The 24,599-nt window shown below is 71.5% G+C and carries 21 protein-coding genes, 1 tRNA gene and 1 riboswitch; of the genes, 6 read left to right on the top strand and 16 right to left on the bottom strand.

Features of this window, described 5'->3' with window-relative positions; all coding sequences use genetic code 11:
- Nucleotides 1-56: 56 nt before the first annotated feature.
- The 3 genes from ACPXCS_RS14275 to ACPXCS_RS14265 all read left to right on the top strand — a co-directional run bounded on the left by ACPXCS_RS14275 (nucleotide 57) and on the right by ACPXCS_RS14265 (nucleotide 3,514).
- Nucleotides 57-1,085: an SGNH/GDSL hydrolase family protein gene (locus ACPXCS_RS14275; protein ID WP_425946832.1), complete on the top strand. Its 1,029-nt coding sequence runs from the start codon at nucleotides 57-59 to the stop codon at nucleotides 1,083-1,085.
- A gap of 140 nt (nucleotides 1,086-1,225) precedes the next feature.
- The gene (locus ACPXCS_RS14270; RefSeq protein ID WP_425946833.1) at nucleotides 1,226-2,443 is read left to right on the top strand and encodes an acetyl-CoA C-acetyltransferase; all 1,218 of its coding nucleotides are present in this window, start codon (nucleotides 1,226-1,228) and stop codon (nucleotides 2,441-2,443) included.
- Nucleotides 2,444-2,716: 273 nt separating this feature from the next.
- On the top strand, nucleotides 2,717-3,514 hold the full coding sequence (locus ACPXCS_RS14265) for a hypothetical protein (RefSeq protein WP_425946834.1): 798 nt from the start codon (nucleotides 2,717-2,719) through the stop codon (nucleotides 3,512-3,514).
- A 54-nt stretch (nucleotides 3,515-3,568) separates the two neighbouring features.
- Here the strand turns inward: ACPXCS_RS14265 and ACPXCS_RS14260 are convergent, their stop codons facing one another.
- Nucleotides 3,569-3,874 (bottom strand): hypothetical protein, encoded by a 306-nt coding sequence (locus tag ACPXCS_RS14260; RefSeq protein WP_425946835.1) that lies wholly within the window; start codon nucleotides 3,872-3,874, stop codon nucleotides 3,569-3,571.
- A 101-nt stretch (nucleotides 3,875-3,975) separates the two neighbouring features.
- Here ACPXCS_RS14260 and ACPXCS_RS14255 point away from each other — a divergent pair, with 101 nt between their 5' ends.
- Nucleotides 3,976-4,206, top strand: coding sequence for a DUF4287 domain-containing protein (locus ACPXCS_RS14255; protein ID WP_059424410.1), 231 nt, complete (start codon nucleotides 3,976-3,978; stop codon nucleotides 4,204-4,206).
- A gap of 84 nt (nucleotides 4,207-4,290) precedes the next feature.
- Here ACPXCS_RS14255 and ACPXCS_RS14250 read toward each other — a convergent pair whose 3' ends face one another.
- The 3 genes from ACPXCS_RS14250 to ACPXCS_RS14240 all read right to left on the bottom strand — a co-directional run bounded on the left by ACPXCS_RS14250 (nucleotide 4,291) and on the right by ACPXCS_RS14240 (nucleotide 6,775).
- Nucleotides 4,291-5,202: a Bax inhibitor-1/YccA family protein gene (locus ACPXCS_RS14250; RefSeq protein WP_425946836.1), complete on the bottom strand. Its 912-nt coding sequence runs from the start codon at nucleotides 5,200-5,202 to the stop codon at nucleotides 4,291-4,293.
- Nucleotides 5,203-5,358: 156 nt separating this feature from the next.
- Nucleotides 5,359-6,534: a 4-hydroxybenzoate 3-monooxygenase gene (locus ACPXCS_RS14245; protein ID WP_425946837.1), complete on the bottom strand. Its 1,176-nt coding sequence runs from the start codon at nucleotides 6,532-6,534 to the stop codon at nucleotides 5,359-5,361.
- Nucleotides 6,535-6,691: 157 nt separating this feature from the next.
- Nucleotides 6,692-6,775, bottom strand: a tRNA-Leu gene (locus ACPXCS_RS14240).
- Between the two features lie 416 nt (nucleotides 6,776-7,191).
- Between ACPXCS_RS14240 and ACPXCS_RS14235 the strand changes: the two genes are divergently transcribed.
- On the top strand, nucleotides 7,192-7,962 hold the full coding sequence (locus tag ACPXCS_RS14235; protein WP_425946838.1) for an ABC transporter ATP-binding protein: 771 nt from the start codon (nucleotides 7,192-7,194) through the stop codon (nucleotides 7,960-7,962).
- Nucleotides 7,963-7,999: 37 nt separating this feature from the next.
- A complete protein-coding gene (locus ACPXCS_RS14230) occupies nucleotides 8,000-10,534 on the top strand; it encodes an ABC transporter permease (protein WP_425946839.1) in 2,535 nt (844 codons plus the stop codon).
- A gap of 72 nt (nucleotides 10,535-10,606) precedes the next feature.
- Here ACPXCS_RS14230 and ACPXCS_RS14225 read toward each other — a convergent pair whose 3' ends face one another.
- From ACPXCS_RS14225 to ACPXCS_RS14170, 12 genes are all read right to left on the bottom strand, one after another.
- Nucleotides 10,607-11,914 (bottom strand): class I SAM-dependent methyltransferase, encoded by a 1,308-nt coding sequence (locus ACPXCS_RS14225; protein WP_425946840.1) that lies wholly within the window; start codon nucleotides 11,912-11,914, stop codon nucleotides 10,607-10,609.
- 203 nt (nucleotides 11,915-12,117) lie between these two features.
- Nucleotides 12,118-13,506 (bottom strand): NAD(P)/FAD-dependent oxidoreductase, encoded by a 1,389-nt coding sequence (locus tag ACPXCS_RS14220; RefSeq protein ID WP_425946841.1) that lies wholly within the window; start codon nucleotides 13,504-13,506, stop codon nucleotides 12,118-12,120.
- A gap of 421 nt (nucleotides 13,507-13,927) precedes the next feature.
- On the bottom strand, nucleotides 13,928-14,869 hold the full coding sequence (locus tag ACPXCS_RS14215) for an exopolyphosphatase (protein ID WP_425946842.1): 942 nt from the start codon (nucleotides 14,867-14,869) through the stop codon (nucleotides 13,928-13,930).
- The gene (locus ACPXCS_RS14210; RefSeq protein WP_425946843.1) at nucleotides 14,866-15,396 is read right to left on the bottom strand and encodes a DUF501 domain-containing protein; all 531 of its coding nucleotides are present in this window, start codon (nucleotides 15,394-15,396) and stop codon (nucleotides 14,866-14,868) included. The genes ACPXCS_RS14215 and ACPXCS_RS14210 overlap by 4 nt, the downstream gene beginning before the upstream one ends.
- 55 nt (nucleotides 15,397-15,451) lie before the next feature.
- Nucleotides 15,452-15,928, bottom strand: coding sequence for an FtsB family cell division protein (locus ACPXCS_RS14205; RefSeq protein WP_425946844.1), 477 nt, complete (start codon nucleotides 15,926-15,928; stop codon nucleotides 15,452-15,454).
- A 110-nt stretch (nucleotides 15,929-16,038) separates the two neighbouring features.
- Complete coding sequence (eno, locus tag ACPXCS_RS14200) at nucleotides 16,039-17,319, bottom strand: phosphopyruvate hydratase (protein WP_365092744.1); 1,281 nt, start codon at nucleotides 17,317-17,319, stop codon at nucleotides 16,039-16,041.
- A 252-nt stretch (nucleotides 17,320-17,571) separates the two neighbouring features.
- On the bottom strand, nucleotides 17,572-18,270 hold the full coding sequence (locus ACPXCS_RS14195) for a transglycosylase family protein (protein WP_425946845.1): 699 nt from the start codon (nucleotides 18,268-18,270) through the stop codon (nucleotides 17,572-17,574).
- Nucleotides 18,271-18,274: 4 nt separating this feature from the next.
- Nucleotides 18,275-18,441, bottom strand: a riboswitch (cyclic di-AMP (ydaO/yuaA leader).
- A gap of 228 nt (nucleotides 18,442-18,669) precedes the next feature.
- Complete coding sequence (locus tag ACPXCS_RS14190; protein WP_425946846.1) at nucleotides 18,670-19,677, bottom strand: transglycosylase family protein; 1,008 nt, start codon at nucleotides 19,675-19,677, stop codon at nucleotides 18,670-18,672.
- A gap of 144 nt (nucleotides 19,678-19,821) precedes the next feature.
- Nucleotides 19,822-21,108 (bottom strand): cytochrome P450 family protein, encoded by a 1,287-nt coding sequence (locus ACPXCS_RS14185; RefSeq protein WP_425946847.1) that lies wholly within the window; start codon nucleotides 21,106-21,108, stop codon nucleotides 19,822-19,824.
- A gap of 46 nt (nucleotides 21,109-21,154) precedes the next feature.
- Nucleotides 21,155-22,162 carry a nucleoside triphosphate pyrophosphohydrolase gene (locus ACPXCS_RS14180; RefSeq protein WP_425946848.1) on the bottom strand — a complete coding sequence of 336 codons (1,008 nt, stop codon included), beginning with the start codon at nucleotides 22,160-22,162 and terminating at the stop codon, nucleotides 21,155-21,157.
- A gap of 150 nt (nucleotides 22,163-22,312) precedes the next feature.
- On the bottom strand, nucleotides 22,313-22,957 hold the full coding sequence (locus ACPXCS_RS14175) for a SurA N-terminal domain-containing protein (protein ID WP_425946849.1): 645 nt from the start codon (nucleotides 22,955-22,957) through the stop codon (nucleotides 22,313-22,315).
- 142 nt (nucleotides 22,958-23,099) lie between these two features.
- Nucleotides 23,100-24,599, bottom strand: a complete 1,500-nt coding sequence (locus ACPXCS_RS14170; RefSeq protein WP_425947100.1) for a protein kinase domain-containing protein — start codon at nucleotides 24,597-24,599, stop codon at nucleotides 23,100-23,102.

Genomic DNA, 24,599 nt, shown 5'->3' with positions numbered 1-24,599 from the left:
ACCCCCTGTACGGGGCAAGCACTGGGTGTACGGGTTCGAGGAGGTGGCGGCGACGCATGTCGAACATGTCGAGGGCGAGGGTGGCCCGGCGGATCGCGGCCGGCGCCGCGTACGGCGGCGGCGGGATCGGTCTGGCCGGGGCGGCCACCGTGGGGCTGGTGCTGGCGGAGGTGCAGCTGGCCCGGCGCCGGGTGGGCAACGGCACGTCGGGGCACGTGCCGAACGCGGACGGGCTGTACGGCCGCACGTACGCCGTCTCCTCCGAGCTGCCGCCGCTGCGGCTGACCATGCTGGGTGATTCCACGGCGGCCGGCCAGGGCGTGCACCGGGCCGGGCAGACACCGGGCGCGCTGCTCGCCGCGGGGGTCGCGGCGCTGGCGGAGCGCCCGGTGGAGCTGCGCACGGTCGCGCTGCCGGGGGCCCGGTCGGACGACCTGGACCGTCAGGTCGCCCTGGTGCTGGCCGGCCCCGGCCCGGTGCCCGACATCTGCGTGATCATGATCGGCGCCAACGACGTCACCCACCGCATGCCCCCGACCCGCTCGGTGCGCTGCCTGGCCTCGGCGGTCCGGCGGCTGCGCACGGCCGGCGCGGAGGTCGTCGTGGGCACCTGCCCCGACCTGGGCACCATCGAGCCGGTCCGGCAGCCGTTGCGCTGGCTGGCCAGACGGACCTCCCGCCAGCTGGCGGCCGCCCAGACGATCGGCGTCGTCGAGCAGGGCGGCCGCACCGTGTCCCTGGGCGACCTGCTGGGCCCCGAGTTCGCCGCGAACCCGCGGGAGCTGTTCGGCCCGGACTACTACCACCCGTCCGCCGAGGGCTACGCGACGGCGGCGATGGCGGTCCTGCCGACCGTCTGCGCCGCGCTCGGCCTCTGGCCGGCCGAGGAGGAGCGCCCGGACGCCTCCCGCCGCGAGGGCTTCCTGCCGGTGGCACGGGCGGCCGCGGAGGCCGCCTCGGAGGCCGGTACGGAGGTGGCGGCGGCCATGCCGACCGGTCCGCGCGGCCCCTGGGCCCTGCTGAAGCGCCGGCGCCGCCGGCGGGTGCCCGAGCAGGAACCGGCACCCGCTACGCCCTCGGTCTGAGGGCGGGCGGGTGAGTCGGCCAAGCAAGCGCTTAGACAATTGCGGCCAGGGTCACACCGCGACACCCGTGACCCGGACCATACGTACGGGTAACTTCCCAGTCAGCCCGCCCGACCACCCGGTACGTCAATGGAGCCGTGATGCCCGAAGCCGTGATCGTCTCAGCCGCCCGCTCCCCCATCGGCCGCGCCGTCAAGGGCTCCCTCAAGGACCTCCGCCCGGACGACCTCGCCGCCACGATCGTCCAGGCCGCCCTGGCCAAGGTCCCCGAGCTGGACCCGAAGGACATCGACGACCTGATGCTCGGCTGCGGCCTGCCCGGCGGCGAGCAGGGCCACAACCTCGGACGCATCGTCGCCGTGCAGATGGGCATGGACCACCTGCCGGGCTGCACGATCACCCGGTACTGCTCGTCCTCCCTGCAGACCTCGCGCATGGCCCTGCACGCCATCAAGGCGGGCGAGGGCGACGTCTTCATCTCGGCCGGCGTCGAGACGGTCTCCCGCTACGCGCACGGCAGCTCCGACATGCCGGGCACCCACAACCCGCTCTTCGCCGAGGCCGAGGCCCGCACCGCCGAGACCGCCCAGTCCGAGGGCTCCACCTGGCACGACCCGCGCGAGGACGGCCTGCTGCCCGACCCGTACATCGCGATGGGCCAGACCGCCGAGAACCTGGCCCGCGCCAAGGGCGTCACCCGCCAGGACATGGACGAGTTCGGCGTCCGCTCGCAGAACCTCGCCGAGGAGGCCATCAAGAACGGCTTCTGGGAGCGCGAGATCACCCCGGTCACCCTGCCCGACGGCACGGTCGTCTCCAAGGACGACGGCCCCCGCGCGGGCGTCACCCTGGAGGGCGTGCAGGGCCTCAAGCCGGTCTTCCGCCCCGACGGCATGGTCACCGCCGCCAACTGCTGCCCGCTGAACGACGGCGCCGCCGCGCTCGTGATCATGTCCGACACCAAGGCCCGCGAGCTCGGCCTCACCCCGCTCGCGCGGATCGTCTCGACCGGCGTCTCCGGCCTCTCGCCCGAGATCATGGGCCTCGGCCCGGTGGAGGCGAGCAAGCAGGCCCTGCGGCGGGCCGGGCTCACCATCGGCGACATCGACCTGGTGGAGATCAACGAGGCGTTCGCCGCCCAGGTGATCCCCTCCTACCGCGACCTGGACATCCCGCTGGAGAAGCTGAACGTCAACGGCGGCGCCATCGCCGTCGGCCACCCCTTCGGCATGACCGGCGCCCGCATCACCACCACGCTCATCAACTCGCTGCAGTTCCACGACAAGCAGTTCGGCCTGGAGACGATGTGCGTGGGCGGCGGCCAGGGCATGGCCATGGTCATCGAGCGCCTCAGCTGAGCACCACTCCGTAGCCGCCATAGCACCGACCGTGAGGCCGTGGCCCAGAACCCGGGAAACTCCTGGGTTCTGGGCCGTTTTGTGATCCAATCTCCCCCAGGATGTGACCTATCTCCCTCCGCGCGGGCAGAAGCCCAGGTCACAGCAGCCCCACCCCCTCCCCCACGACCGAAGCCCTGTCCGTTTCGTGACGTTACGCACTGACAGGTGGATAGTCCGCCCTTCAAGCTGATGTAGGAAGTCGGGGGTCGACTTTGAACCGGGAGTACGTCAGTGAGCGCCATGCCGATCGCGTTGCTGGTCACCACGGCCGCCACGGGCGCCGTGGGCGTCGCCGTCCTGCGCACCGTTCTGCAGCTGCGCCGTCAGGTCGCGGCCCTGCACACGGCGCTGGCCGAGAACCGCGCCGCCACCACCCGCGCCCTGCTGCCCGCCGCCCGTACCCACGCCGACGCCGACGAGATACGGGCCGCCGTCGCCGCGGCACTCGCCGAGGAGCGGGAGCGCGAGCTCGCCGAGGCGCGGGCGTTCTGGGCCGCGCAGGAGACCCGTGACGCCTCGGACGCGCCGTCCCTGCTGGGGCTGGGCGACACCGATCTGTTCCTGCCCCGGCAGGCCGATTTCGCGGGCCTCGAACCGGTCTCCGAGCCCGGCGCCGACTCCGACGAGCCGAGCGTGCGGGACACGCCCTCCGAGTCGGCCGAGCTGGCCGCCGCCCGCCGCCGCCACCCGTCCCACCCGGACTTCGTGCCGAACCCCTCGCCGGTCGTGAACGACCACGAGCGCACGGTCGCCGCCCTGGAGGAGCTGGCCGCCTCCCGCGTCGAGCTCACGGACGTCCGCCCGGGCCCGCTGGGCACGCTGGACGTCTACGTCTTCGCCGACGGCACCACCCTGTGCATGACCCCGGGCCACCGCGAGACGGCGGAGCGCCTGGCCGCCGCACTCCGGGCCGGGGTGGCCCCGACCCTGCTGGGCGGCTCCGGCATCTCCGGCGCGTACACGCTGACGTTCGAGTGCGGCGAGGAGAACGTCTACATCCTGGCGGACCGGGTCATCGCGTCCCTCTAGGGGCGCGGGGAGCCGCGCGACCGGCCACGACGGGGCCGCATCCGCGCGCGGGGCTCAGACCCCCGCCCGCTTCTGCGCCTCCCCCACCAGCAGCACCGCCTCGTCGACCTCGGCGTCGCCCGGCACCACCACGGCCAGATCGTGCGCGGCGACCATGATCTGGTCCGCCGCCGCGAACATCCCCGCGTCCGGCATCACCCGCGGCTCCACGCCCTCGAGGACCTGCGCCCTCCGGGCCAACTCCCTGGCCAGCTCCAGAGCCTCGGCGGCAGCACCCCGCTGCAGCCGGCTCTGGGGCGCGGCCCTCAGACGATCGGCGAAGTGTTCCACCGCACGGGTCAAAGGCGTCGTATCAACCACGCCGCGAGCGTACGCGTCGCACCGGGACTGTTGCCAACGGGCGAACACTCAGGCACGGTGACCTGAAGGACCGGCTTACATCCCAGCGTCCGGAGGCGCCGATGTCCCAAGTCTTCTCCGAAGAGACCCACCGCAACATGCTCGCCCGCATTCCCCACTGCACCGGTCGTGAGATCTCCGACTGGTTGCGCACCGTCGAAGAAGGCCCGGCACTCTTCCGCTTCGAGGAAAAGGTCAGCTGGCTCCGGCACGAACACAACCTGGCGTACGGCCACGCCAAGGCGATCATCCACGAGTACGACCTGAGGAGGGCCGCGCGCAAACTGCTCTAGGCGCGCACCGTTCCGGGTCGGCGGGCCTGGACGCCGAAGGGCCCCGGCCGGAGCCGGGGCCCTTCGCGCACGACGGTCGTGGGACTAGTCGTTGCTGTTGAGGATCGAGATGAGCCTCAGGAACTCCAGGTAGATCCACACCAGCGTCAGCGTCAGGCCGAAGGCCGCCAGCCACGCCTCCTCGCGCGGGGCGCCGTAGGCCACGCCGTCCTCGACCTGCTTGAAGTCCAGGGCGAGGAAGCAGGCACCGAGGATGATGCCGATGATGCCGAAGACGACACCGAGGGCACCGCTGCGGAAGCCGAGGCCGTCACCGCCGCCGAACACCGCGAACAGCAGGTTCACGGTCATCAGCAGGATGAAGCCGAGCGCGGCCGCCATCACGAAGCCGTAGAAGCGGCGGTTGACGCGGATCCAGCCGGCCTTGTAGGCGATCAGCACACCGGCGAAGACCGCCATGGTGCCGATCACGGCCTGCATCGCGGCGCCGTCGGCGATGCGGTTGTCGACGATGTTGGACACCACGCCGAGGAAGACACCCTCGAACGCGGCGTACGCCAGGATCAGCGCGGGCGAGGCCTTGCGCTTGAAGGACTGGACGAACGCCAGGACCATGCCGATCAGCGCGGCGCCGATACCGATGCCGTAGCTCCGGCTGATGTTGGCGTCGTCGACCGGCAGCAGGGCCCAGGAGAGCGCCGCCGTGAGGATGAGCACACCGAGCGTGCTCGCCGTGCGCAGGACGACGTCGTCGATGGTCATCCGGCCGGTGGTGGCCGGGGCCTGCGGCGGCGCGCCGTACTGCTGGTCCTGCTGGGCGTAAGGGTTCTGCGCGTAAGGGTTCTGCGCGTACGGGTTGCCCGTCGGCTGCTGCGCGTACGGGTTGCCCTGCGTGGCGACAGCGGGACCCCCGGCCTGCGGCGCGGTGTTGAAGCCCGCGTAGCCGTTGTCGCGGCTGAACCCCCGTCGCGAGAAGACCGGGTTTCTGCTCCTCATTTCACTCCTCCATGGCCACACTACGTGGCCTTGGCTCAAGAGTAATAGGTAGGCAAAGGAATGACCCTACTGCTTGGGGAGGATCTTTCCCTCGTCGTGCAGCGCAACACGCTACGCCGCTTCGTGATTCCCCTCACCGGAGGGGGTCATTCATCCTCACGCCAGCGGAAAGCCCGTGTACGCCTCCGCGAGGTCGGTCTCGGCGGCGCGTGAGGAGGCGATCCGTTCCAGCCGGGCGAGCTGGAGCCGGTCCTCGAAGGGCGTCGCCCCGGGGGCCCGGTGCAGCAGGGCCGTCATGTCGCAGGAGAACCGCTCGGCCTGCCAGACACGGCGCAGGCAGGTCCGCGAGTACGCGTCGAGCAGTTCCGGTGAGCCGGTCTCGCGCTGGTGGATCAGGGCCCGGGCGAAGGTCACGACGTCCCCGACGGCGAGGTTGAGCCCTTTCGCGCCGGTGGGCGGGACGATGTGGGCGGCGTCGCCGGCGAGGAAGAGGCGGCCGTGGCGCATGGGCTCGTGGACGTAGGAGCGCATGGGGGTGACCGACTTCTGGGTGATCGGGCCGCGCTCCAGGCGCCAGTCGTCGGCGGTCTCGAAACGGCGCTCCAGCTCGTCCCAGATCTCCTCGTCGCTCCAGGCCCCGGCGTCGGTGCCGTCGGGCACCTGGAGGTAGAGGCGGGAGACGGACGGCGAGCGCATGGACAGCAGGGCGAAGCCGCGGTCGTGGCGGGCGTAGACCAGCTCGTCGTGCGAGGGCGGCACGTCGGCGAGGATGCCGAGCCAGCCGAAGGGGTACGTCCGTTCGAAGACCCGGGTGAGTCCGGCCGGGATCGCGCGGCGGGACACGCCCCAGAAGCCGTCGCAGCCGACGACCCAGGAGCACTCCAGGACGTCGTCGCGGCCCCGGTGGCGGAAGCGGACGCGCGGGGCGTCCGTGTCCGCGTCCTCGACGGCCAGCGCCTCCGCCTCGAACAGCAGCGGCCCGCCCTCCTCCCGCTGCAGGGCGATGAGGTCCTTGCAGACCTCGGTCTGGGCGTAGACCGTCACGGACCGGCCGCCGGTCAGGCCGGGGAAGTCGACCCGGTGCCGGGTGCGGTCGAAGCGGAGCTCGATGCCGTCGTGGCGCAGTCCCTCGCGGTCCATGCGCTCCCCGGCGCCGGCCGCGCGCAGCACGTCCACCGTGCCCTGCTCCAGGATCCCGGCGCGCTGCCGCCTCTCGACGTAGGCGCGGTCGTGGCTCTCCAGGACGACCGCGTCGATGCCGGCGTTGTGGAGCAGCCGGGCGAGGAGGAGTCCGGCGGGCCCGGCTCCGATGATGCCGACGGTGGTGCGCATCGGGCGCCTTCTCTCTCGGGTCCTCAGGGCCCGTGTCCCGTTGTTGTTCGCGTAGTGAAAAATATTTCACTACTTTCCGATGAGTTTCCGGTGGCATGCCACCGCTGTCAACGGGCATGCGGTGAAGAACTCGATGAACCATGCAGGGGTCGGAAGGTGCCCGGAGCCGGACTCGAACCGGCACGCCCGCGAAGGGGCAGCGAGGTTTAAGCTCGCCGTGTCTGCATTCCACCATCCGGGCAGGCCATGGGCTCCGCAACGAGGTTCCGAGACTATCGGGACGCATCCCCCGAACAGCGGACGGGCGGACCGATGTTGTCTTATTTTATTGACGTCTGAGGGTGCATCAGCACACGGAACACGCCATCCGCACTTGCCAGTAGCCTGACGCGCGCCGGTGGGCGGCGTATGCGGAATGACGGAATTTCACCGCCCGAACGAGGGCACTCCACCTGTTCTCGACACCCGGACGCATCGGTCCCCGACAGCGCGGCCCCTCAGGGGCGTTCGTCATTCCCAGGTATGACACCGCCCCGCTCCGTCAGACCGGAGTCGGCCCCGAGAACCGGGACTACGGGTGACTACACGGCGGCATGGGACCCGGACGATGGAACACGTCCCTCCAGAACACCGCCGTTTCGACAGGAGCGCCATCCCGTGACCACCGCATCCCTCGCCGACCGGGCCACCACCGTGGCCGCGCGCGCCACGGATCTCTCGAAGATCTACGGACAGGGTGAGACCCAGGTGATCGCCCTGGACCAGGTCTCCGTCGACTTCCGGCAGGCCGAGTTCACCGCGATCATGGGCCCCTCCGGCTCCGGCAAGTCGACCCTGATGCACTGCGTGGCCGGTCTCGACACCTTCTCCTCCGGGTCGGTGCGCATCGGCGAGACCGAGCTCGGCTCCCTGAAGGACAAGCAGCTGACCAAGCTGCGCCGGGACAAGATCGGCTTCATCTTCCAGGCCTTCAACCTGCTGCCGACCCTGACGGCCCTGGAGAACATCACCCTTCCGATGGACATCGCGGGCCGCAAGCCGGACAAGCAGTGGCTGGACTCGGTCATCGGCATGGTCGGTCTCGCGGACCGGCTCGGCCACCGGCCCTCCCAGCTGTCCGGCGGCCAGCAGCAGCGCGTCGCCGTGGCCCGGGCGCTGGCCTCCCGGCCCGAGATCATCTTCGGCGACGAGCCCACCGGCAACCTCGACTCCCGCTCCGGCGCCGAGGTGCTGGGCTTCCTGCGCAACTCGGTGCGGCAGATGGGCCAGACCGTGGTGATGGTGACCCACGACCCGGTGGCCGCGGCCTATGCGGACCGGGTCGTCTTCCTGGCGGACGGCCGGATCGTCGACGAGATGCACCAGCCCACGGCCGACTCGGTCCTGGACCGCATGAAGGCGTTCGACGCCAAGGGCCGCACGAGCTGATTCCCCGTCAGGACCGACAGGACTGAGAACCGCCACCATGTTCCGTACCGCCTTGCGCAACGTGCTTGCGCACAAGGCCCGGCTGCTGATGACCGTCCTCGCCGTGATGCTCGGCGTCGCGTTCGTCTCGGGCACCCTGGTCTTCGCCGACACCCTCTCCAACGCCTTCCGCAACCAGTCGGCCAAGAGCTACGACGACGTCGCCGTCTCCGTCACCTCGTACGCCGACCCGGACAACCCGGAGGAGGAGCCGGGCCTGACCGGCAAGGCTCTCGACAGGATCTCCGCCGTGGACGGCGTCGCCGGGGTGTACGGCCGCGTCGAGGGCTTCGCCGGAGTCGCCGACCCCGACGGGAAGCTGATCGGCGTCGGCTGGTCCAACAAGGGCTCCAACTTCGCCCCCGGCAAGGACGGCAAGGACCCGGCGTACACGTTCACCGACGGTTCCGGCCCGGTGAGGGACGACCAGATCGCCCTGGACGAGGACTCCGCGGCCAAGGGCGAGTACAAGGTCGGCGAGCGGGTGCGCGTCGCGACCAACGGCCCGGTGAAGGAGTACACCCTCAGCGGGGTGTTCACCACCGAGGACGGCGCCGTGAACGCCGGCGGCAGCCTCGTCCTCTTCGACACCGCCGTCGCCCAGAAGCAGTACCTGAAGCCGGGCTACTTCGAGAGCGCCACCGTCACCGCCGCCCCCGGCGCGAACGACACGCGGATCCTGGACGCGGTCAAGCCGCTGCTGCCGGACACCGCCGAGGCGCAGACCGGCCAGGCGCTCGCCGACGAGCAGGCCGAGCAGATCGAACAGGGCCTGGGCAACCTCAAGCAGGTCCTGCTCGGCTTCGCCGGCATCGCGCTCTTCGTCGGGATCTTCCTGATCTCCAACACCTTCACGATGCTGGTCGCCCAGCGCACCAAGGAGATCGCCCTGATGCGCGCCGTCGGCGCCTCCCGCAGGCAGATCAGCCGCTCGGTGCTCGCCGAGGCCGCGCTGGTGGGCCTGGTCGCCTCGGTCGTCGGCTTCGTCCTCGGCATCGGCCTGGCCGTCGGGCTGCGCTCCGGCATGGCCGCGTTCGACATGAAGATGCCCGACGGTCCGCTGGTCCTGTCCGCCACGCCGGTGCTCGCGGCGGTCGCGGTGGGCGTGCTGCTGACGATGTTCGCCGCCTGGCTGCCCGGCCGCAGGGCCGCGAAGATCCCGCCGGTGGCGGCCATGAACAGCGTCCACGCCGTGGCCACCACCAAGTCGCTGGTGCTGCGCAACTCCATCGGTGCGGTGGTCACCGCCCTGGGCGCGGCGGGGATCGTGGCGGGTGCCTCCACCGGCGGCGACGACGGCCGGATGTACATCGGGGCGGGCGCGTTCCTCGCGCTGATCGGCGTGATCATCCTGATCCCGCTGCTGTCCCGGCCCGTGATCGCCCTCGTCCGTCCGCTGCTCGTCGGCCCGTTCGGGGTGGCGGGCAAGCTCGCCGGCCAGAACGCGGTCCGCAACCCGCGCCGCACCGGAGCCACCGCCTCGGCGCTGGCGATCGGGCTGACGCTGGTGACCGGCCTGTCGGTGCTCGGCGTCACGGTCGGCACGGCCATCGACAAGATGACCACCGACAACATCAAGGCCGACTACATGGTCTCGATGGCCAACGGCGGTGACCTCGACCGGTCCGCGCTGACGGCGCTGGCGAAGGCCGAGGGCGTCTCCGCCCTCTCGCCGCAGCAGGACGCCTACTTCAAGGTCGACGGCGACGACTTCGTGTCCGCCTCGGCCGTCACCCCGGGCGACATCGAGAAGGTCCTGACCGTCGACGTCGTCAGCGGCAGCGCGGACTCGCTCGCCCAGGGCCGGATCGCGGTCGCCGAGAAGACCGCGAAGAGCCGCGGCTGGAAGACCGGCGACACCGTCCCCGTCACCTTCGGCGACGACAAGAAGGCCACGCTGACGGTCGGCGCCGTCTACAAGGACAGCGAGTTCCTCTCCCCCGTCCTCATCGACCGGAAGATCGTGGACCGGCACGAGACGAAGCCGTCCATCATGCAGATCTTCGTGAAGATCGACGGCGGCCAGACCGCGGCGAACGAGAAGGTCCTCATCGACGCCCTGGGCGACAACCCGGCGATCACCGTGATGGACAAGCAGGACATCCGCAACGAGTTCGGCGGTGCCATCAACACCCTGCTGAACGTGATGTACGGCCTGCTGGCGATGGCCCTGATCATCGCGGTGCTGGGTGTCGTCAACACCCTCGCGATGTCGGTCTTCGAACGGCAGCAGGAGATCGGCATGCTGCGGGCGATCGGTCTGGACCGGCGCCGGGTGAAGCGGATGGTGCGGCTGGAGGCCGTCGTCATCTCGGTGTTCGGCGCGGTGGTCGGCATCGGCCTCGGGGCGTTCCTCGGCTGGGCCATCGGCGAGACCTTCGCCGACCAGATCCCGGGGTACGCGCTGGTCCTGCCCTGGGACCGGATCGGGATCTTCCTGGTGCTGGCCGGTCTGGTGGGCGTCCTGGCCGCGATGTGGCCGGCCCGCAACGCCGCCCGGCTGAACATGCTGAACGCGATCAAGGCCGAGTGACCTCGCCGCCCCGCGCTGCGGACGGGCCGGGTTCCCCGCGACGGGGAGCCCGGCCCTTGCGTCACGCGCGGATCAGCCGCGGCCGGGCGCACCCCAGGTGCGGGCCCGCAACGGCAGGCCGGAGGCGCCCGAGTCCGGCGTCCGCACGGCCAGGACCTGGTTGACGCCGATGCGGTTGCGCTCGAAGGCCAGGGCGGAGGCGGCCATGTACAGGCGCCAGACGCGGGCCCGGCCGGGGCTGGTGAGCTGGACGGCCCGGGCCCAGTCGGCCTCCAGACGGGCCACCCACCGGCGCAGGGTGAGGGCGTAGTGCTCGCGGATGGATTCGACGTCGCGGACCTCGAACCCGGCGCGCTCCAGCAGCGCGACGGTGCTGCCCAGCGGTTGCAGTTCGCCGTCGGGGAAGACGTAGGAGTCGATGAACGCGTCGACGCTGTACGTCGTCTCGTCGCGCCGGGGGCGGCGGGCGATCTGGTGGTTGAGGAGCCGTCCGCCGGGCTCGAGCAGGGCGTACAGGGCGGCGGCGTACTCCAGGTAGCGGTCGGCGCCGACGTGTTCGGCCATGCCGATGGAGGAGATCGCGTCGTAGGGCCCGTCGCGGACGTCGCGGTAGTCCTGGACGCGGATCTCGACCTTGTCGGCGAGGCCCTCGTCGGCGACGCGCTTACGGGCGTACGCGGCCTGCTCCTGGGAGAGCGTGACGCCGACGACGCTCACGCCGTACTCGCGGGCGGCGTGCACGGCCATGGAGCCCCAGCCGCAGCCGACGTCGAGCAGCCGCTGACCGGGGCTCAGGCCCAGCTTGCGGCAGACGAGTTCGAGCTTGTCGTGCTGGGCCTGTTCGAGGGTGCCGTCCGGGGCGGGCCAGTAGGCGCAGGAGTACACCATGGACGGGCCCAGGACGATCTCGTAGAAGTCGTTGCCGACGTCGTAGTGGTGGCTGATGGCGCGTCTGTCGGTGCGCTTGGTGTGCAGGTGGCGGCGGGGGCTGCGGGTCTCCTCGCGCGGCGGGGCGGGGGGCAGCGGGTTTCCCGCCAGGGCGACGAGCCCGCGGACGGCGGCGCGGACCTCGGGCTCGCGCAGGGCCTGGGCGAGGGTGCGGGCGTCCTCGTCGCGTTCCCAGATCAGTCCGGACAGCAGGTCGAGGGTGGTGTAGAGATCGCCCTCGATGTCGAGGTCGCCGGCCACCCAGGCCCGGGCCAGGCCCAGTTCGCCGGGCTTCCACAGCAGACGGCGCAGGGCTCGGCGGTTGCGTACGACCAGGGTGGGGGCGCCCGGCGGGCCCGCCTGCGAGCCGTCCCAGGCGCGGATGCGCACGGGGAGCGGTGCGTCCAGCACCTGTGCGAAGAGGCTCTGCAGCCGCTGCGCGGCGTCTGCCATGGTGTACACCTCCGTGACGGTCGATCCCGGAATGCCGACACCACGTAAACACCTGCCGCCCGCCGTCGCAGTCCCCGGCACGCGTCATGACTGGGCAAAACCGCTTGTTCGCCCGCCCGGAGGTGCCACGCGGAAACGCCGAAGGGCCCCCCGCACCACGGACGGCGGGGGGCCCTTTCAGTCGGACTGGGGTGGACCGGAGGTCAGGAGGCCTTGGCCTTCTCCTCGGTCTTCTCCTTCGGCGCGGCGGCGACCGGGGCCGGCTTGGCGGCCTCGTAGAACTCCTCGCGCGGCGTCTCGATGGCCCCGAGCGAGACGACCTCGCGCTTGAGGAACATGCCGAGGGTCCAGTCGGCGAAGACGCGGATCTTGCGGTTCCAGGTCGGCATCGCCAGACCGTGGTAGCCACGGTGCATGTACCAGGCGAGACGGCCCTTGAGCTTGATCTTCATCTTGCCCATGACGATCATCGCGACGCCCTTGTGGAGGCCGAGACCGGCCACCGCGCCCTTGTTGGCGTGCGCGTACTCCTTCTGCGGGAAGCCCCGCATGCCGGAGAGCACGTTGTCACCGAGCACCCGGGCCTGGCGCAGCGCGTGCTGGGCGTTCGGCGGGCACCAGGCGTTCTCGTTGCCCGCCTTGCGGGCGGCGAGGTCCGGGACCTGGGCGTTGTCGCCGGCGGCCCAGATGTAGTCGGTGCCCTGGACCTGGAGGGTCGGGGCGCAGTCGACGTGGCCGCGCGGGCCGAGGGGCAGGCCGTAGCGCGAGAGGACCGGGTTGGGCTTGACGCCGGCGGTCCAGACGATGGTGTTGGAGTCGACCTCCAGGCCGTTCTTCAGCACCACGTGGCCGTCGACGCAGGAGTCCATGGAGGTGGACAGGTAGACCTCGACGCCGCGGCCCTCGAGGTGCTCCTTGCCGTACTTGCCGAGCTTGGGACCCACCTCGGGGAGGATCTTGTCGGCGGCGTCGACGAGGATGAAGCGCATGTCCTCGCGGGACACGTTCTTGTAGTACTTCGCCGCGTCCCGAGCCATGTCCTCGACCTCGCCGACGGTCTCGGCACCGGCGAACCCGCCGCCCACGAAGACGAAGGTGAGCGCCTTGCGGCGGATCTCCTCGTCGGTGGTGGAGTCGGCCTTGTCCAGCTGCTCGAGGACGTGGTTGCGCAGGCCGATGGCCTCCTCGATGCCCTTCATGCCGATGCCCTGCTCGGCGAGGCCGGGGATCGGGAAGGTGCGGGAGACCGCGCCGAGCGCGACCACCAGGTAGTCGAAGGGCAGCTCGTAGGCCTCGCCGACCAGCGGGGAGACCGTGGCGACCTTGCGGTCCTGGTCGATGGTGGTGACCCGGCCGGTGAGGACCTCCGCCTTGGGCAGCACGCGTCGCAGCGGGACGACGACATGGCGAGGGGAGATGTTGCCGGCGGCGGCTTCGGGGAGGAAGGGCTGGTAGGTCATGTACGACCGGGGGTCGACGACCGTGACGGTCGCCTCGCCGTAACGCATCTTCTTGAGGATGCGCCGAGCTGCGTACAGGCCTACGTACCCACCGCCTACTACGAGGATCCTGGGACGCTCCGTGGTGCTCATGCCATCGAGTATCCACCCGCTTCAGGGGGGTGGCTCGTGCGCCCCTTCACAAGGTTGCACAGGGGGTGTGCTATCCTCCGCCGCCCGCGTGATCCACGTCATGGTGACAACCGGGCTCGTTTGTGCACGGACGACCGTTGTCAATGCCGCGTGAGCTGCCTCTCTGGCTCGAACGGACCTCTGTGAGGCACTCCCGGAGGCCCGATTCGGGGGGCTTTCCGAGGGCCTCCATACCATGCTTCTGAACATGTTCAAAGGGCCGTTCGGCCCCCGGACGGGTCAACAGGGGCCTTCCGATCGCCCGCAGGGGCCGAATTCCTTGTGAAGAACTTCACGAACTTTCCCGGCGGACCGTCCCCGGGGGGTTCCCAGGAGCCCCCCGGAGACGCTCATCCGTGATCCATGCCTGCTCAGAAGCGGGCTAGGCCACCGACCACGCGATGCCGTCGAGGATGTCGTGCTCGCTGACGACGACCTCCTCCGCGCCGATCCGCTCCATGATCGACAGCAGCACCAGGGCCCCCGCCCCGATCACGTCGACCCGCCCCGGGTGCATGGAGGGCACGGCCGCGCGCTCGGCGTGGGTGGAGCGCAGCAGCCACTCGGTGATCTCGCGGACCTGCTCGCGGGAGACGCGCGAGTGGTGGATGGCCCGCGAGTCGTACGCGGGCAGCTCCTGGGCGATCGCCGACACGGTCGTCACCGAACCGGCCAGGCCGACCAGCGTCCGCGCCTCGCGCAGCGGCACCGTCTCCTCGGCCAGGTCGAGAGCCGCCTCGATGTCCGCCCGCATCGCGGCGACCTGCTCCTTCGACGGCGGGTCGCCGACCGCCCCGTCCCGGACCAGGTGGCGCTCGGTCATGCGCACACAGCCGACGTCCACCGAGCGGGCCGCCCGGACCCGGTCGTCACCGACGACGAACTCGGTCGAGCCGCCGCCGATGTCCACGACCAGGTAGGGCCTGGGCAGGTGGTCGCTGCCGGTCAGCTCCTTGGTGGCGCCGGTGAAGGAGAACTCGGCCTCCTGGTCGCCGGTGATCACCTCGGGCTCGACGCCCAGGATGTCCAGCACGCCGCGCACGAACTCGTCGCGGTTCTCGGCGTCGCGTGAGGCGGAGGTGGCGACGAACCGCAGCCGCTCCGCCCCGTGCTCCTTGATGACCGCGGCGTACTCGCGGCACGCCGCGAAGGTCCGCTGGAGCGCCTCGGGGGCGAGCCGGCCGGTGCGGTCGACGCCCTGCCCGAGCCGGACGATCGTCATCCGGCGGTCCAGGTCGGTCAGCTCGCCGGTGGCCGGGTCGGCGTCGGCGACCAGGAGCCGGATGGAGTTGGTACCGCAGTCCACGGCGGCGACACGGGTCACTGGGCGGCCTCCTCGGCACTCGTCACACAGGCGCCCTTGCGCCACCACTCCGGCAGCATCGCCAGCGCCTCGTCGCCCAGCGGGTTCACACCCGGGCCCGCGGCCAGCGAGTGCGCCACCAGGACGTGCAGGCACTTCACGCGGTCCGGCATGCCGCCCGCGCTCGGGAAGTTCTTCAGCTCCTCGATCTCGTCACGGCGCCGGACGTAGTCCTCGTGCGCCGCCCGGTAGGCCGCCGCCAGTTCCGGGTCCGAGGCCAGCCGCTCGGTCATCTCCTTCATGACGCCGTTCGCCTCCAGCGTGCCGATCGCCGAGTTCGCCTTCGGGCACGTCAGGTAGTACAGCGTGGGGAACGGCGTGCCGTCCGGCAGCCGCGGGGCCGTCTCGACGACGTCGGGCTGTCCGCAGGGGCAGCGGTGCGCGATGGCCCGCAGGCCGCGCGGGGGCCGACCGAGCTGCTGCTTGAAGGCCTCGACGTCCGCGTCGGTGGGCTCGGTGCGCGGGGTGGTCGGCGGGGGCGTTTCCATGACTGTCTTCAGGCTGTCTTTCTGTGGATTCGGGTCACTGGGGAACGGGCTCGGGTCACCGGTCGGAGGCGTCGGCCTTGTCGACCCCGTCCCAGACGTTCGCGTACCAGGGGCGGTCGGCCGCCCCGAGGTCGGTGCGCGACGTCCTCGCCGCGCGCGGGTCGATCACGATGAAGCCCGTCTCCCCCGGCATGACGTAGTGCAACCGCTGCCGGATCTGCTGTTCGGCGTAGGCGTCGTCCTGCCACCGCGCCTTGAGGTCGCGCAGCCGTTCGACCCGCTCGCGGGCCTGCTGCTGCTCGCGCCGCAGGTCGTCGATCTCGGCACGCTGGGAGACGTACTGCCGCATCGGGTAGGCCAGGGCCACGATGAGCGAGCACATCACCAGGGCGAGCAGCGCGGCCCGGCCGGTCAGCCGGGAGCGGCGGGCCTGCCGCTTGGTCTGGGAGCGGTAGACCCGGGCCGCGGTCTGCTCACCGAGCAGCCGGATCCTGGTCGCGGTGGAGAACCGGTCCCGGTCCTTCACGGCCATGTCAGTCCGCCTCCCGCTGCACCGTCCTACGCGCGTACGTCCCCGGACACGGTACGGGACCGGGTACGGGGACGTACGTACGACGCTGCCTCTTGGGGGCCTTTCGGCGATCAGCCCTTGAAGCGCGGGAACGCGCTGCGGCCGGCGTACACCGCCGCGTCGTCGAGGATCTCCTCGATGCGCAGCAGCTGGTTGTACTTGGCGACGCGCTCGGAGCGGGCCGGGGCGCCGGTCTTGATCTGGCCGCAGTTGGTGGCGACGGCCAGGTCGGCGATGGTGACGTCCTCGGTCTCGCCGGAGCGGTGGGACATCATGCACTTGAAGCCGTTGCGCTGGGCCAGCTCGACGGCGTCCAGCGTCTCGGTCAGCGAGCCGATCTGGTTGACCTTCACCAGCAGCGCGTTGGCCGCGCCCTCCTCGATACCGCGGGCGAGGCGCTCGGGGTTGGTGACGAACAGGTCGTCGCCGACGAGCTGGACCTTGTCACCGAGCTTGTCGGTGATGGTCTTCCAGCCCTCCCAGTCGTCCTCGAACAGCGGGTCCTCGATGGAGACGAGCGGGTACGCGTCGACGAGCTCCGCGTAGTACTCGGTCATCTCGGCCGCCGAGCGCTCCTTGCCCTCGAAGGTGTAGACGCCGTCCTTGTAGAACTCGGAGGCGGCGACGTCGAGCGCCAGGGCGATCTGCTCGCCGGGGGTGTAGCCGGCTTCCTTGACGGCCTCGAGGATGAGGTCGAGGGCCTCGCGGTTGGAGCCGAGGTTCGGGGCGAAGCCGCCCTCGTCGCCGAGGCCGGTGGCCAGGCCCTTGCTCTTCAGGACCTTCTTCAGCGTGTGGTAGACCTCGGCGCCCCAGCGCAGGGCCTCGGAGAAGGACTCCGCGCCGATCGGGGCGATCATGAACTCCTGGATGTCCACGTTGGAGTCGGCGTGCGAGCCGCCGTTCAGGATGTTCATCATCGGCACCGGCAGCAGGTGCGCGTTGGGGCCGCCCAGGTAGCGGAACAGCGGCAGGTCGCTGGCCTCGGAGGCGGCGTGCGCGACGGCGAGCGAGACGCCGAGGATGGCGTTGGCGCCGAGCGAGCCCTTGTTGTCGGTGGCGTCCAGGTCGAACATCGCCTGGTCGATCAGACGCTGCTCGGTGGCGTCGTAGCCGACCAGCTCCGGGCCGATCTGCTCGATGACCGCGAGGACGGCCTTCTCCACACCCTTGCCGAGGTAGCGGTTCGAGTCGCCGTCGCGGAGCTCGATGGCCTCGAAGGCGCCCGTGGAGGCGCCGGACGGGACGGCGGCACGACCGGTGCTGCCGTCGTCGAGGCCGACCTCGACCTCGACCGTGGGGTTGCCTCGGGAGTCCAGGATTTCCCGGGCTACGACGACGTCGATGGACGGCACGAGCATCTCCTTCTTGATGTGACGCGGGTACGCGGGTCGCGTGGACCCGGCGAGGTGCGGGCCGGTGGCTCGCGACATGAGCCTAACCGGCTCCGGGCGATCGGCCACCGGGTCGCCCACCCCATGGACAGAACCGAGAGTAAATTGTTTCCGAACGGAACAAAGCCGGTTCCCGAAAATGCCCCGCCCCGGTGCGTACGGGGGACGACGCACCGGGGCGGGGAGCCCGTGGGGACGGGGACGGGCCGCTGCCTACTTCAGGTGCAGCTGCTGGCCCGGGTAGATGAGGTTGGCGTCCTCGACGATGTCCTTGTTCAGCTCGAAGAGCTTCGCCCAGCCGCCCTTGACCTTCTCCTCGGCCGCGATCGAGCTCAGGGTGTCGCCCTTGACGACCTTGTACTCGCCGTCGCCCTTCTTGACCTTCTTGCCGGTCGGGGTGGTGACGGTCTTCTTGGCGGCCGGGCGCTCCTCGGAGCGGGAGGCCGGCTGCTGGGTCTCGCGGGTCTCGGTGCTCTGCTGGCTCTGGCTCTGGCTCTGCGAGGAGCTGCCGGAGTCGGTGGAGCCGCCGCCGGTGTAGCCGGCGCTCGACAGGCCCTTGCCGCAGACCGGCCAGGCACCCTTGCCCTGGCCCGCGAGCACCTTCTCGGCGATCTCGATCTGCTGGGCCTTGGTGGCCTGGTCGGCGGTGGAGGCGTACTGGGTGCCGCCGTAGCCGGCCCAGGTGGAGGCGGAGAACTGCAGACCGCCGTAGTAACCGTTGCCGGTGTTGATGGACCAGTTGCCGCCGGACTCGCACTGGGCGACGGCGTCCCACTCGGAGGCGGTGGCGGCGGAGGCGTTGCCGGCCGCCATCAGCGGGGCGGCGACGGCGGCACCGGTGACACCGGCGATGGCGATGGCGCGAGCGGTCTTGGACGGACGGCGGTGCGTGCCCTTGCCGGAAAACAGCATGGAGAGATCCCCTCACCGACGCCTGCGAGGTGAGCTGTCGGGTTCGGGCCGGTTGAGTTGCCCGGCCACGCCCCTCACGGGACGCGGCTTCACCCCAAGCCCTTCCGGCACAACCGGCCGGTCGGGCACCTACCTTGGGTCCCCCGCTCCTGCCTACGGCGCTTGACGCGACGACTGTTCCCGTGCGGCCGCTGGCAGGATTCGGCGTTGCGGCAGCCGGGGCTCGCGATGACGAGCGGTCACGACCGTAGGCAGGTGATCCGCCGAAATTCAAAGACGATCAGGGCTTCTGAGATCTATCTCTCACCGCACCCATACGGGACATTCAGCACGAAACGTGACGTGAACTCACCCGGATTCGCGGTGACTTCGGCCGTCGTTTCCGCACTGCCCGAACCACTACCTCTCGTCCGCTTCCACCCTGGTCGTAAGCGTCTGACCGGGGCGGATGAGGTTCGGGTCGGCGCCGACGGCGTCCTTGTTCCCGGCGTAGAGCGCGTGCCATCCGCCGCTGAGGTCAAGGGAGTCGGCGATGGACCAGAGGCTGTCTCCGGTGCGGACGGTGTAGGAGCCGTCCGTGACGTCGCGGGCGGCGTCGTCGCCGCGCGAGGCGTGACGCCCCGCGGACTCGTCCGTACGGCCGTCCACGGGCTCGGAGTTCTCCTCGGCGCTGGGGCCGCGGTGGCGTCCGGAGCCGGTGTCGGTCAGGGCCGGAGCACCCTCGTCCTGCGGGGAGTTGCCGGACTCCTCCCCCTCGGTGGCGGCCTCGGACGAACCGTCGGACTCCCGGCCCTCCCCCTGCGCGGCGGAAGCGGAATCAGACGACTTGTCGGACTTGGCGGATTCCTCCTCCGGCGTCGACAGCGTGTCGGGCGAGGCCGACGCGGACGGCGAGGACGAAGAGGAAGGCGAAGAGGACGCCCCGGAAGAATCGGACTGTTCCGACGACTCCGACGACTCGGAGGAGTCGAGCAGCCCGGGCGAATCGGTCGGTGCGGACTCACCGGTCGAGCCGGACGCGTCGGCGTCCTTGCCCTGCTGGAGCCCGGAGAGCAGTCCGCAGGTACGCCATGCGCCGACCCCCTGGTCGGCGAGGATTCTCTCGGCCACGGTTATCTGCTGTGAGCGGCTGGCGAGATCGGCGCTCGCGGCGTATTCGAGACCGCCGTGGTTCTCCCAGTCCTCCTGGGACAGCGCGAGGCCGCCGTAGTAGCCGTTGCCGCTGTTCTGGCTCCAGGCGCCGCCCGTCTCGCAGTCCGCGACCCGGTCCCAGGTCGAGCCGTCGGCCGCGCTGGCACCGGAGGCCCCGAGGAGCGGGATCGCGATGGCGGAGCCGGTCACTCCGGCCGCTACGAGGAGTGCCGGAGCCTGGCGGGGGCGACGGTGCCGACCGTTCCCGGAGAGCATGCGGAAACCTTTCGCAAGACAGCAAGGACCAGCGCGGCGCAGGGGTTCCCCGGCCGCGTTGATGGGTGAACGTATCGGCAGACGATCACTTGTCACAAGTTCATGCCGCGCAGATCACGTGAAGATCACAAAGCTGAGGGTGTGTCACCTTGCGGCCGGGGTGAACTCCACCGGCAGCGTGCGCAGCCCGCGCATGATGAGTCCGCCGCGCCACCGCAGCTCGGCCGGGTCCGCCGCGAGGCGGAGGTCCGGCAGGCGGGTCAGGAGGGTGGCGAGGGCGGTCTGGCCCTCCAGGCGGGCGAGCGGGGCGCCCAGGCAGTAGTGGATGCCGTGGCCGTACCCGAGGTGCTGGTTGTCGCGGCGGGACAGGTCCAGCACGTCCGGGTCGGCGAACCGCTCCGGGTCCCGGTCCGCTGCGGCCAGGACGACCAGGACGGGATCACCCGCGTCGATGTGCTGCCCGCCGAGGGTGAGCGGCTGCGTGGCGAACCGCCAGGTGGCGAGCTCGACGGGGCCGTCGTAGCGCAGGAGTTCCTCGACGCCGGTCTCCAGGAGCCCGCTCTCCCCGGCGGCGAGGGAGGCCTGGAGGCGGGCGCGCTGCTCGGGGTGGGTGAGCAGGGCGTAGGTGCCGTTGCCGATGAGGTTCACCGTCGTCTCGAAACCGGCGAACAGCAGGATGAACGCCATGGCCGCCGCTTCGTTCTCGGTGAGGTGCTCGCCGTGGTCGGAGGCGCGGATGAGGCCGGAGATGAGGTCCTCGCCCGGTCCGGGTTCGGCGGGGAGCGCCTCCCGCTTGCGGTGGATGAGGTCGGCGAGGTAGCCGCGCATCTTCTTCACGGAGCGCGCCACCCCGCCCCGCGGCCCGCCCTGGTGACGGATCATCATGCCGGCCCAGTCCCGGAAGTCGTCCTGGTCCTCGCGGGGGACGCCGAGCAGGTCGCAGATGGCGTAGATGGGCAGCGGGAAGGCGAACTCGTGGATGAGGTCGGCGCTCCCCTTCTCCACGAAGGCGTCGATGAGGTGGTCGGTGAGTTCCTGCACCCGCGGCGCGAACTCGGCGACCCGGCGGGGCGTGAACGCCTTGGAGACGAGCCTGCGCAGCCGGGTGTGGTCCGGCGGGTCGATGTTGAGCAGGTGCGTCATCAGCTCGGCCTTGCGCTCCCCGGGGATCCCGGTCTTGCCCTTGGCGTGCGCGGGTTCGTCGTGGTGCGCCGGGTTCTTGGAGAGCCGGCTGTCGGCGAGGGTCTGCTTGGCGTCGGCGTAGCGCGTGACCAGCCAGGCCTCGACGCCGCTCGGGAGCCGTGTCCTGTGCACGGGGCTGTGCTCGCGGAGCCAGGCGTAGGCAGGGTACGGGTCGCTCGCGAACTCCCAGGTGAACAGGTCGGGGGCAGGGGCGGAGGCGGGCGGGCTGGGCCGGTGCTGGTCGGTCACCCCCCGACGGTATCCGGCCCGCCGCCGCTCTCCCGCGCCGGTCCGCTCAGCTCTCGGCCTGCCTGATCGCGTCCCGGTAGGCGCGGGCCGCGGCTCTCAGGGCCGCCTCCGGGTCCACGCCCTCCGACTCCGCCCGGACGGCCAGGGCCAGCAGCTCGTAGCCGATGCCCTCGACGGGCGGGAGCGGTATGTCCAGGCCGGCCGTGCGGGCCCGGGACGCCAGCTTGGCCGCGAGGGCCAGGCCGGGCTGGCCGAGCGGGATGCCCTCGGTGACGGAGCTGCGGCGCTTCTCGACGGCCTTGGTGCGCAGCCAGTGCTCCTTGACCTCCTCGGGGGTGGTGGCCGTCGCGTCCCCGAAGACGTGCGGGTGGCGGTGGATCAGCTTGGCGACGATCCCGCCGGCCACGTCGTCCACGGAGAACGGCGCCTCGGGGTCCTCCTCGGCGATGCGGGCGTGGAAGACGACCTGGAGCAGGACGTCGCCGAGCTCCTCGCGCAGTTCGTCCCGGTCGCCCTCCTCGATGGCCTCGACCAGCTCGTACGCCTCCTCGATGCCGTACTTGGCCAGGCCCTTGTGGGTCTGCCGGGACGACCAGGGGCACTCGCGCCGGATGCGGTCCATGACCTGCACCAGGTCGAGCAGGCGGGCGCCGGGCAGGTCGTAGGAGGCGGGCAGCAGCTCCAGCTCCGGCATCGCGAGGCGGCCGCTGCCGGCCAGGCGTGCCAGTCCGTCGGTCAGGGCCGGCTCCCCCTCACCCGTCGCCACGACGACCACCGTGCGCCCGCCGGCGCAGGCGTCGACGAGCTCCTGGGCGGTCGGGGACGCCTCCTCGACCGCGATCCCCGCCTCGCGCAGATACGGCAGCTGCGGGTGCGCGCCGTCCGCGCACAGCACCCGGTCCGCCCCGTGCAGGGCCTGCCAGGCGGGCCAGGACAGCAGGCCGGGGGCGACGCGGTGGCTGGTGGTGAGCAGGACGACACGGCCGGGGGCGGCGGCCGCGTCGGGGGCGGCCGGCCGGGGGCCCGGGGTGGCTTCGGGGCTGTTGGCGTTCACGGTTCGAAGCTATCCCACGCCGCCGACCGGGCCCGAAGTTGTCCACAGGCCCTCCGGGCGGCCGAGGGGGTCGTCCGAGTTGTCCACAGGCCCTCCGGGCGGCCGAGGGGGCCGTCCGGATTGTCCACAGGCCCGCTGTGAGGCCCGGGGCTACATGTTCTGCGGGGCCTGCGCCGCCGTCACGTCCCGCAGCCACGGCGTCTTGGCGTCGGCGCGGCTGCTCTTCTGGACGTCCCAGGTGCCGTAGCGCGGGTTGAGGTCGACGTCGAGGTCCTTGGAGGCCTCGGACAGGGCCTTCCAGAACTCGGGGCGCGTGGTGTCGGTGCCGAGCCTCTCGGCGAGCTTCTGGGCCTCCAGCTGGAGGCGGAGGTTCTCCTCCAGGCGCTGCGGCGGGATGCCGTACCGCTGCAGCCAGGTCGTCTCCAGCGCCTCGGCGCCGCCGGCCTGCTCCTCCAGGCCGGACCGCATCTCCTGGATCTCCTTGCGGCTGACGGTCACACCGGCGTCCTCGGCGGCGCGGTGCAGCACCCGGTCGAGGACCATGGTCTGCAGGGTGTCCCGGGTGAGGGTGCCGGTCCGGGCGATGGCCTGCTGGTACTGGGCGTCGTTCTGCACGGCCGCCCGCTGGGCCGCGCGGACCTCGCCGACCCGCTCCTCCAGCTGGGAGACGGTGATCCGCTGCCCGCCGACCACGGCCGCCGCGCCGGGATGCGCGTCGTTGCCGCAGGCGGTGAGCAGGGGCGCCGCGGCGATCGCGGCGGTGAGGAGGAGCGCGGTGCGACGGCGGCGGTGCAAGGAGACCTCCCGAGGAGATTGTGCGACGGTGCACAAAGTCTTGCGGTGATCGATGGTAGGCAGTGGCCAGGCTCTGGCCAAGCCATTCGACCAACGATTCACCGGGACTTCCGGCACCGCCGCGCCCGCCCCGGGGCGTAGGTCAGCCGCGGACCTGCCCCAGCCACTGCAGTGTCCTGCGGATCTCCGCGCCGAGCGGGTGGCCGGGGCCGTGCGTGCGCTCCACGTCGTGCAGCAGCCGGGCCAGCGTGTCGTGGGCGGCGCCGCGGTCGCCGAGGGCGAGCAGGAGGTGCCCGATACGGCGGCGGACGTCGTGCGCGAGCTCCGGGCCGCCGGCGGCGACGTACTGGTTCTCGTAGTACGGCAGCACCGCCCGGTACTCGGCGAGCGCCGCCGCCGGTTCGCCCAGCTGTTCGAGGCACTGGGCGGCCTCGTAGCGGAAGCGCAGGGTCTGCGGATCGGCCTGGCCGGCCTCGGCGGCGCGTTCGTCGGCGAGGCGGCGCAGCTCGGGCAGGGCGCGCCGGAACTGGCCGTCGTCCAGGAGCGTGGCCGCGTACTGCTTGCGCAGGGTGCGCACCACCGGGGAGTGCTCACCGTGCTGCTCCGCCGCGGCGGGCAGGGTCGCGCCGAGGATGTCGACGGCCTGGGTGATGCGGCCCTCGCCCAGGAGCCGCTTGACCTCGTCGACGGCGCGCGCGATGTCCGTCTTCCCCGCGGTCCCGGCGCCGGGCGCGACGGGCGGCACCGGCTGGGGCGCGGGGGTGCGGGCCCGGTCCGGCCAGGGGGCGTGCGGGCGCAGGAAGGGGCGGGTGGGGTCGAGGGCCGCTCCGGTGGGCGTGCCGCGCGCGGGCAGCAGCGGCTCCAGCTGCTCGTAGACCTCCTGCGCGGAGGCGGGCCGGTGCTGCGGGTCCTTGGCGAGCAGCCGCAGGACGAGGGTCTCCAGGGCCTCGGGCACCTCGGGGCGCAGACGGCGCACCGGCAGCGGCGGCTCGTACAGGTGCCGGTGCAGGACGCCGAGGGCCGTGGAGCCCGAGAAGGGCACGTCGCCGCTGAGCAGTTCGTGCAGGACGACGCCGAGGGCGTACAGGTCCGTGTACGGGCCGACCGCGCCGCCCATCGCCTGCTCCGGGGCCATGTACGCGGGCGAGCCGATGGGGGTGCCGGTGTGGGTGAGGCGGGTGGTGTCGGCCTCCATGACGGAGGCGACACCGAGGTCCAGCACGGTGACCGTGCCGTCCTGCTTCACCATCACGTTCCGCGGCTTGAGGTCGCGGTGGACGATCGGCACGGCGTGCACGGCGCTCAGCACGGCGCACAGCTGCGCGGCGACGGCGACCGCCCACGGCCAGGGGTACGGGGTGCGCTGCGCGAGGTGACCGGCGAGGTCGGAGCCGTCGATGTACTGCATGACGAGGAACAGCTCCTCGCCCTCACTGCCCGCGTCGTGGACCGTGACCAGGCCGGGGTGGTCGACCTGCGCGGTCACCCGGCACTCGCGCACGAAACGGCGGCGCAGCTCCTCCGCGTCCTGGCCGGCCACCTTGTCGGGGCGCAGCAGCTTCACCGCCACGCGCCGGTCGAGGCGCTGGTCGTACGCCGTCCAGACCTGGCCCATGCCGCCCTGTCCGAGGAGCGTGGACAG

This window comes from Streptomyces sp. DT190 (assembly GCF_049846985.1).
In the GTDB taxonomy this organism is placed as follows: Bacteria; Actinomycetota; Actinomycetes; order Streptomycetales; family Streptomycetaceae; genus Streptomyces.
Note: the sequence above shows the minus strand (reverse complement) of the source record. Positions and strands in the feature narration are given on the sequence as shown.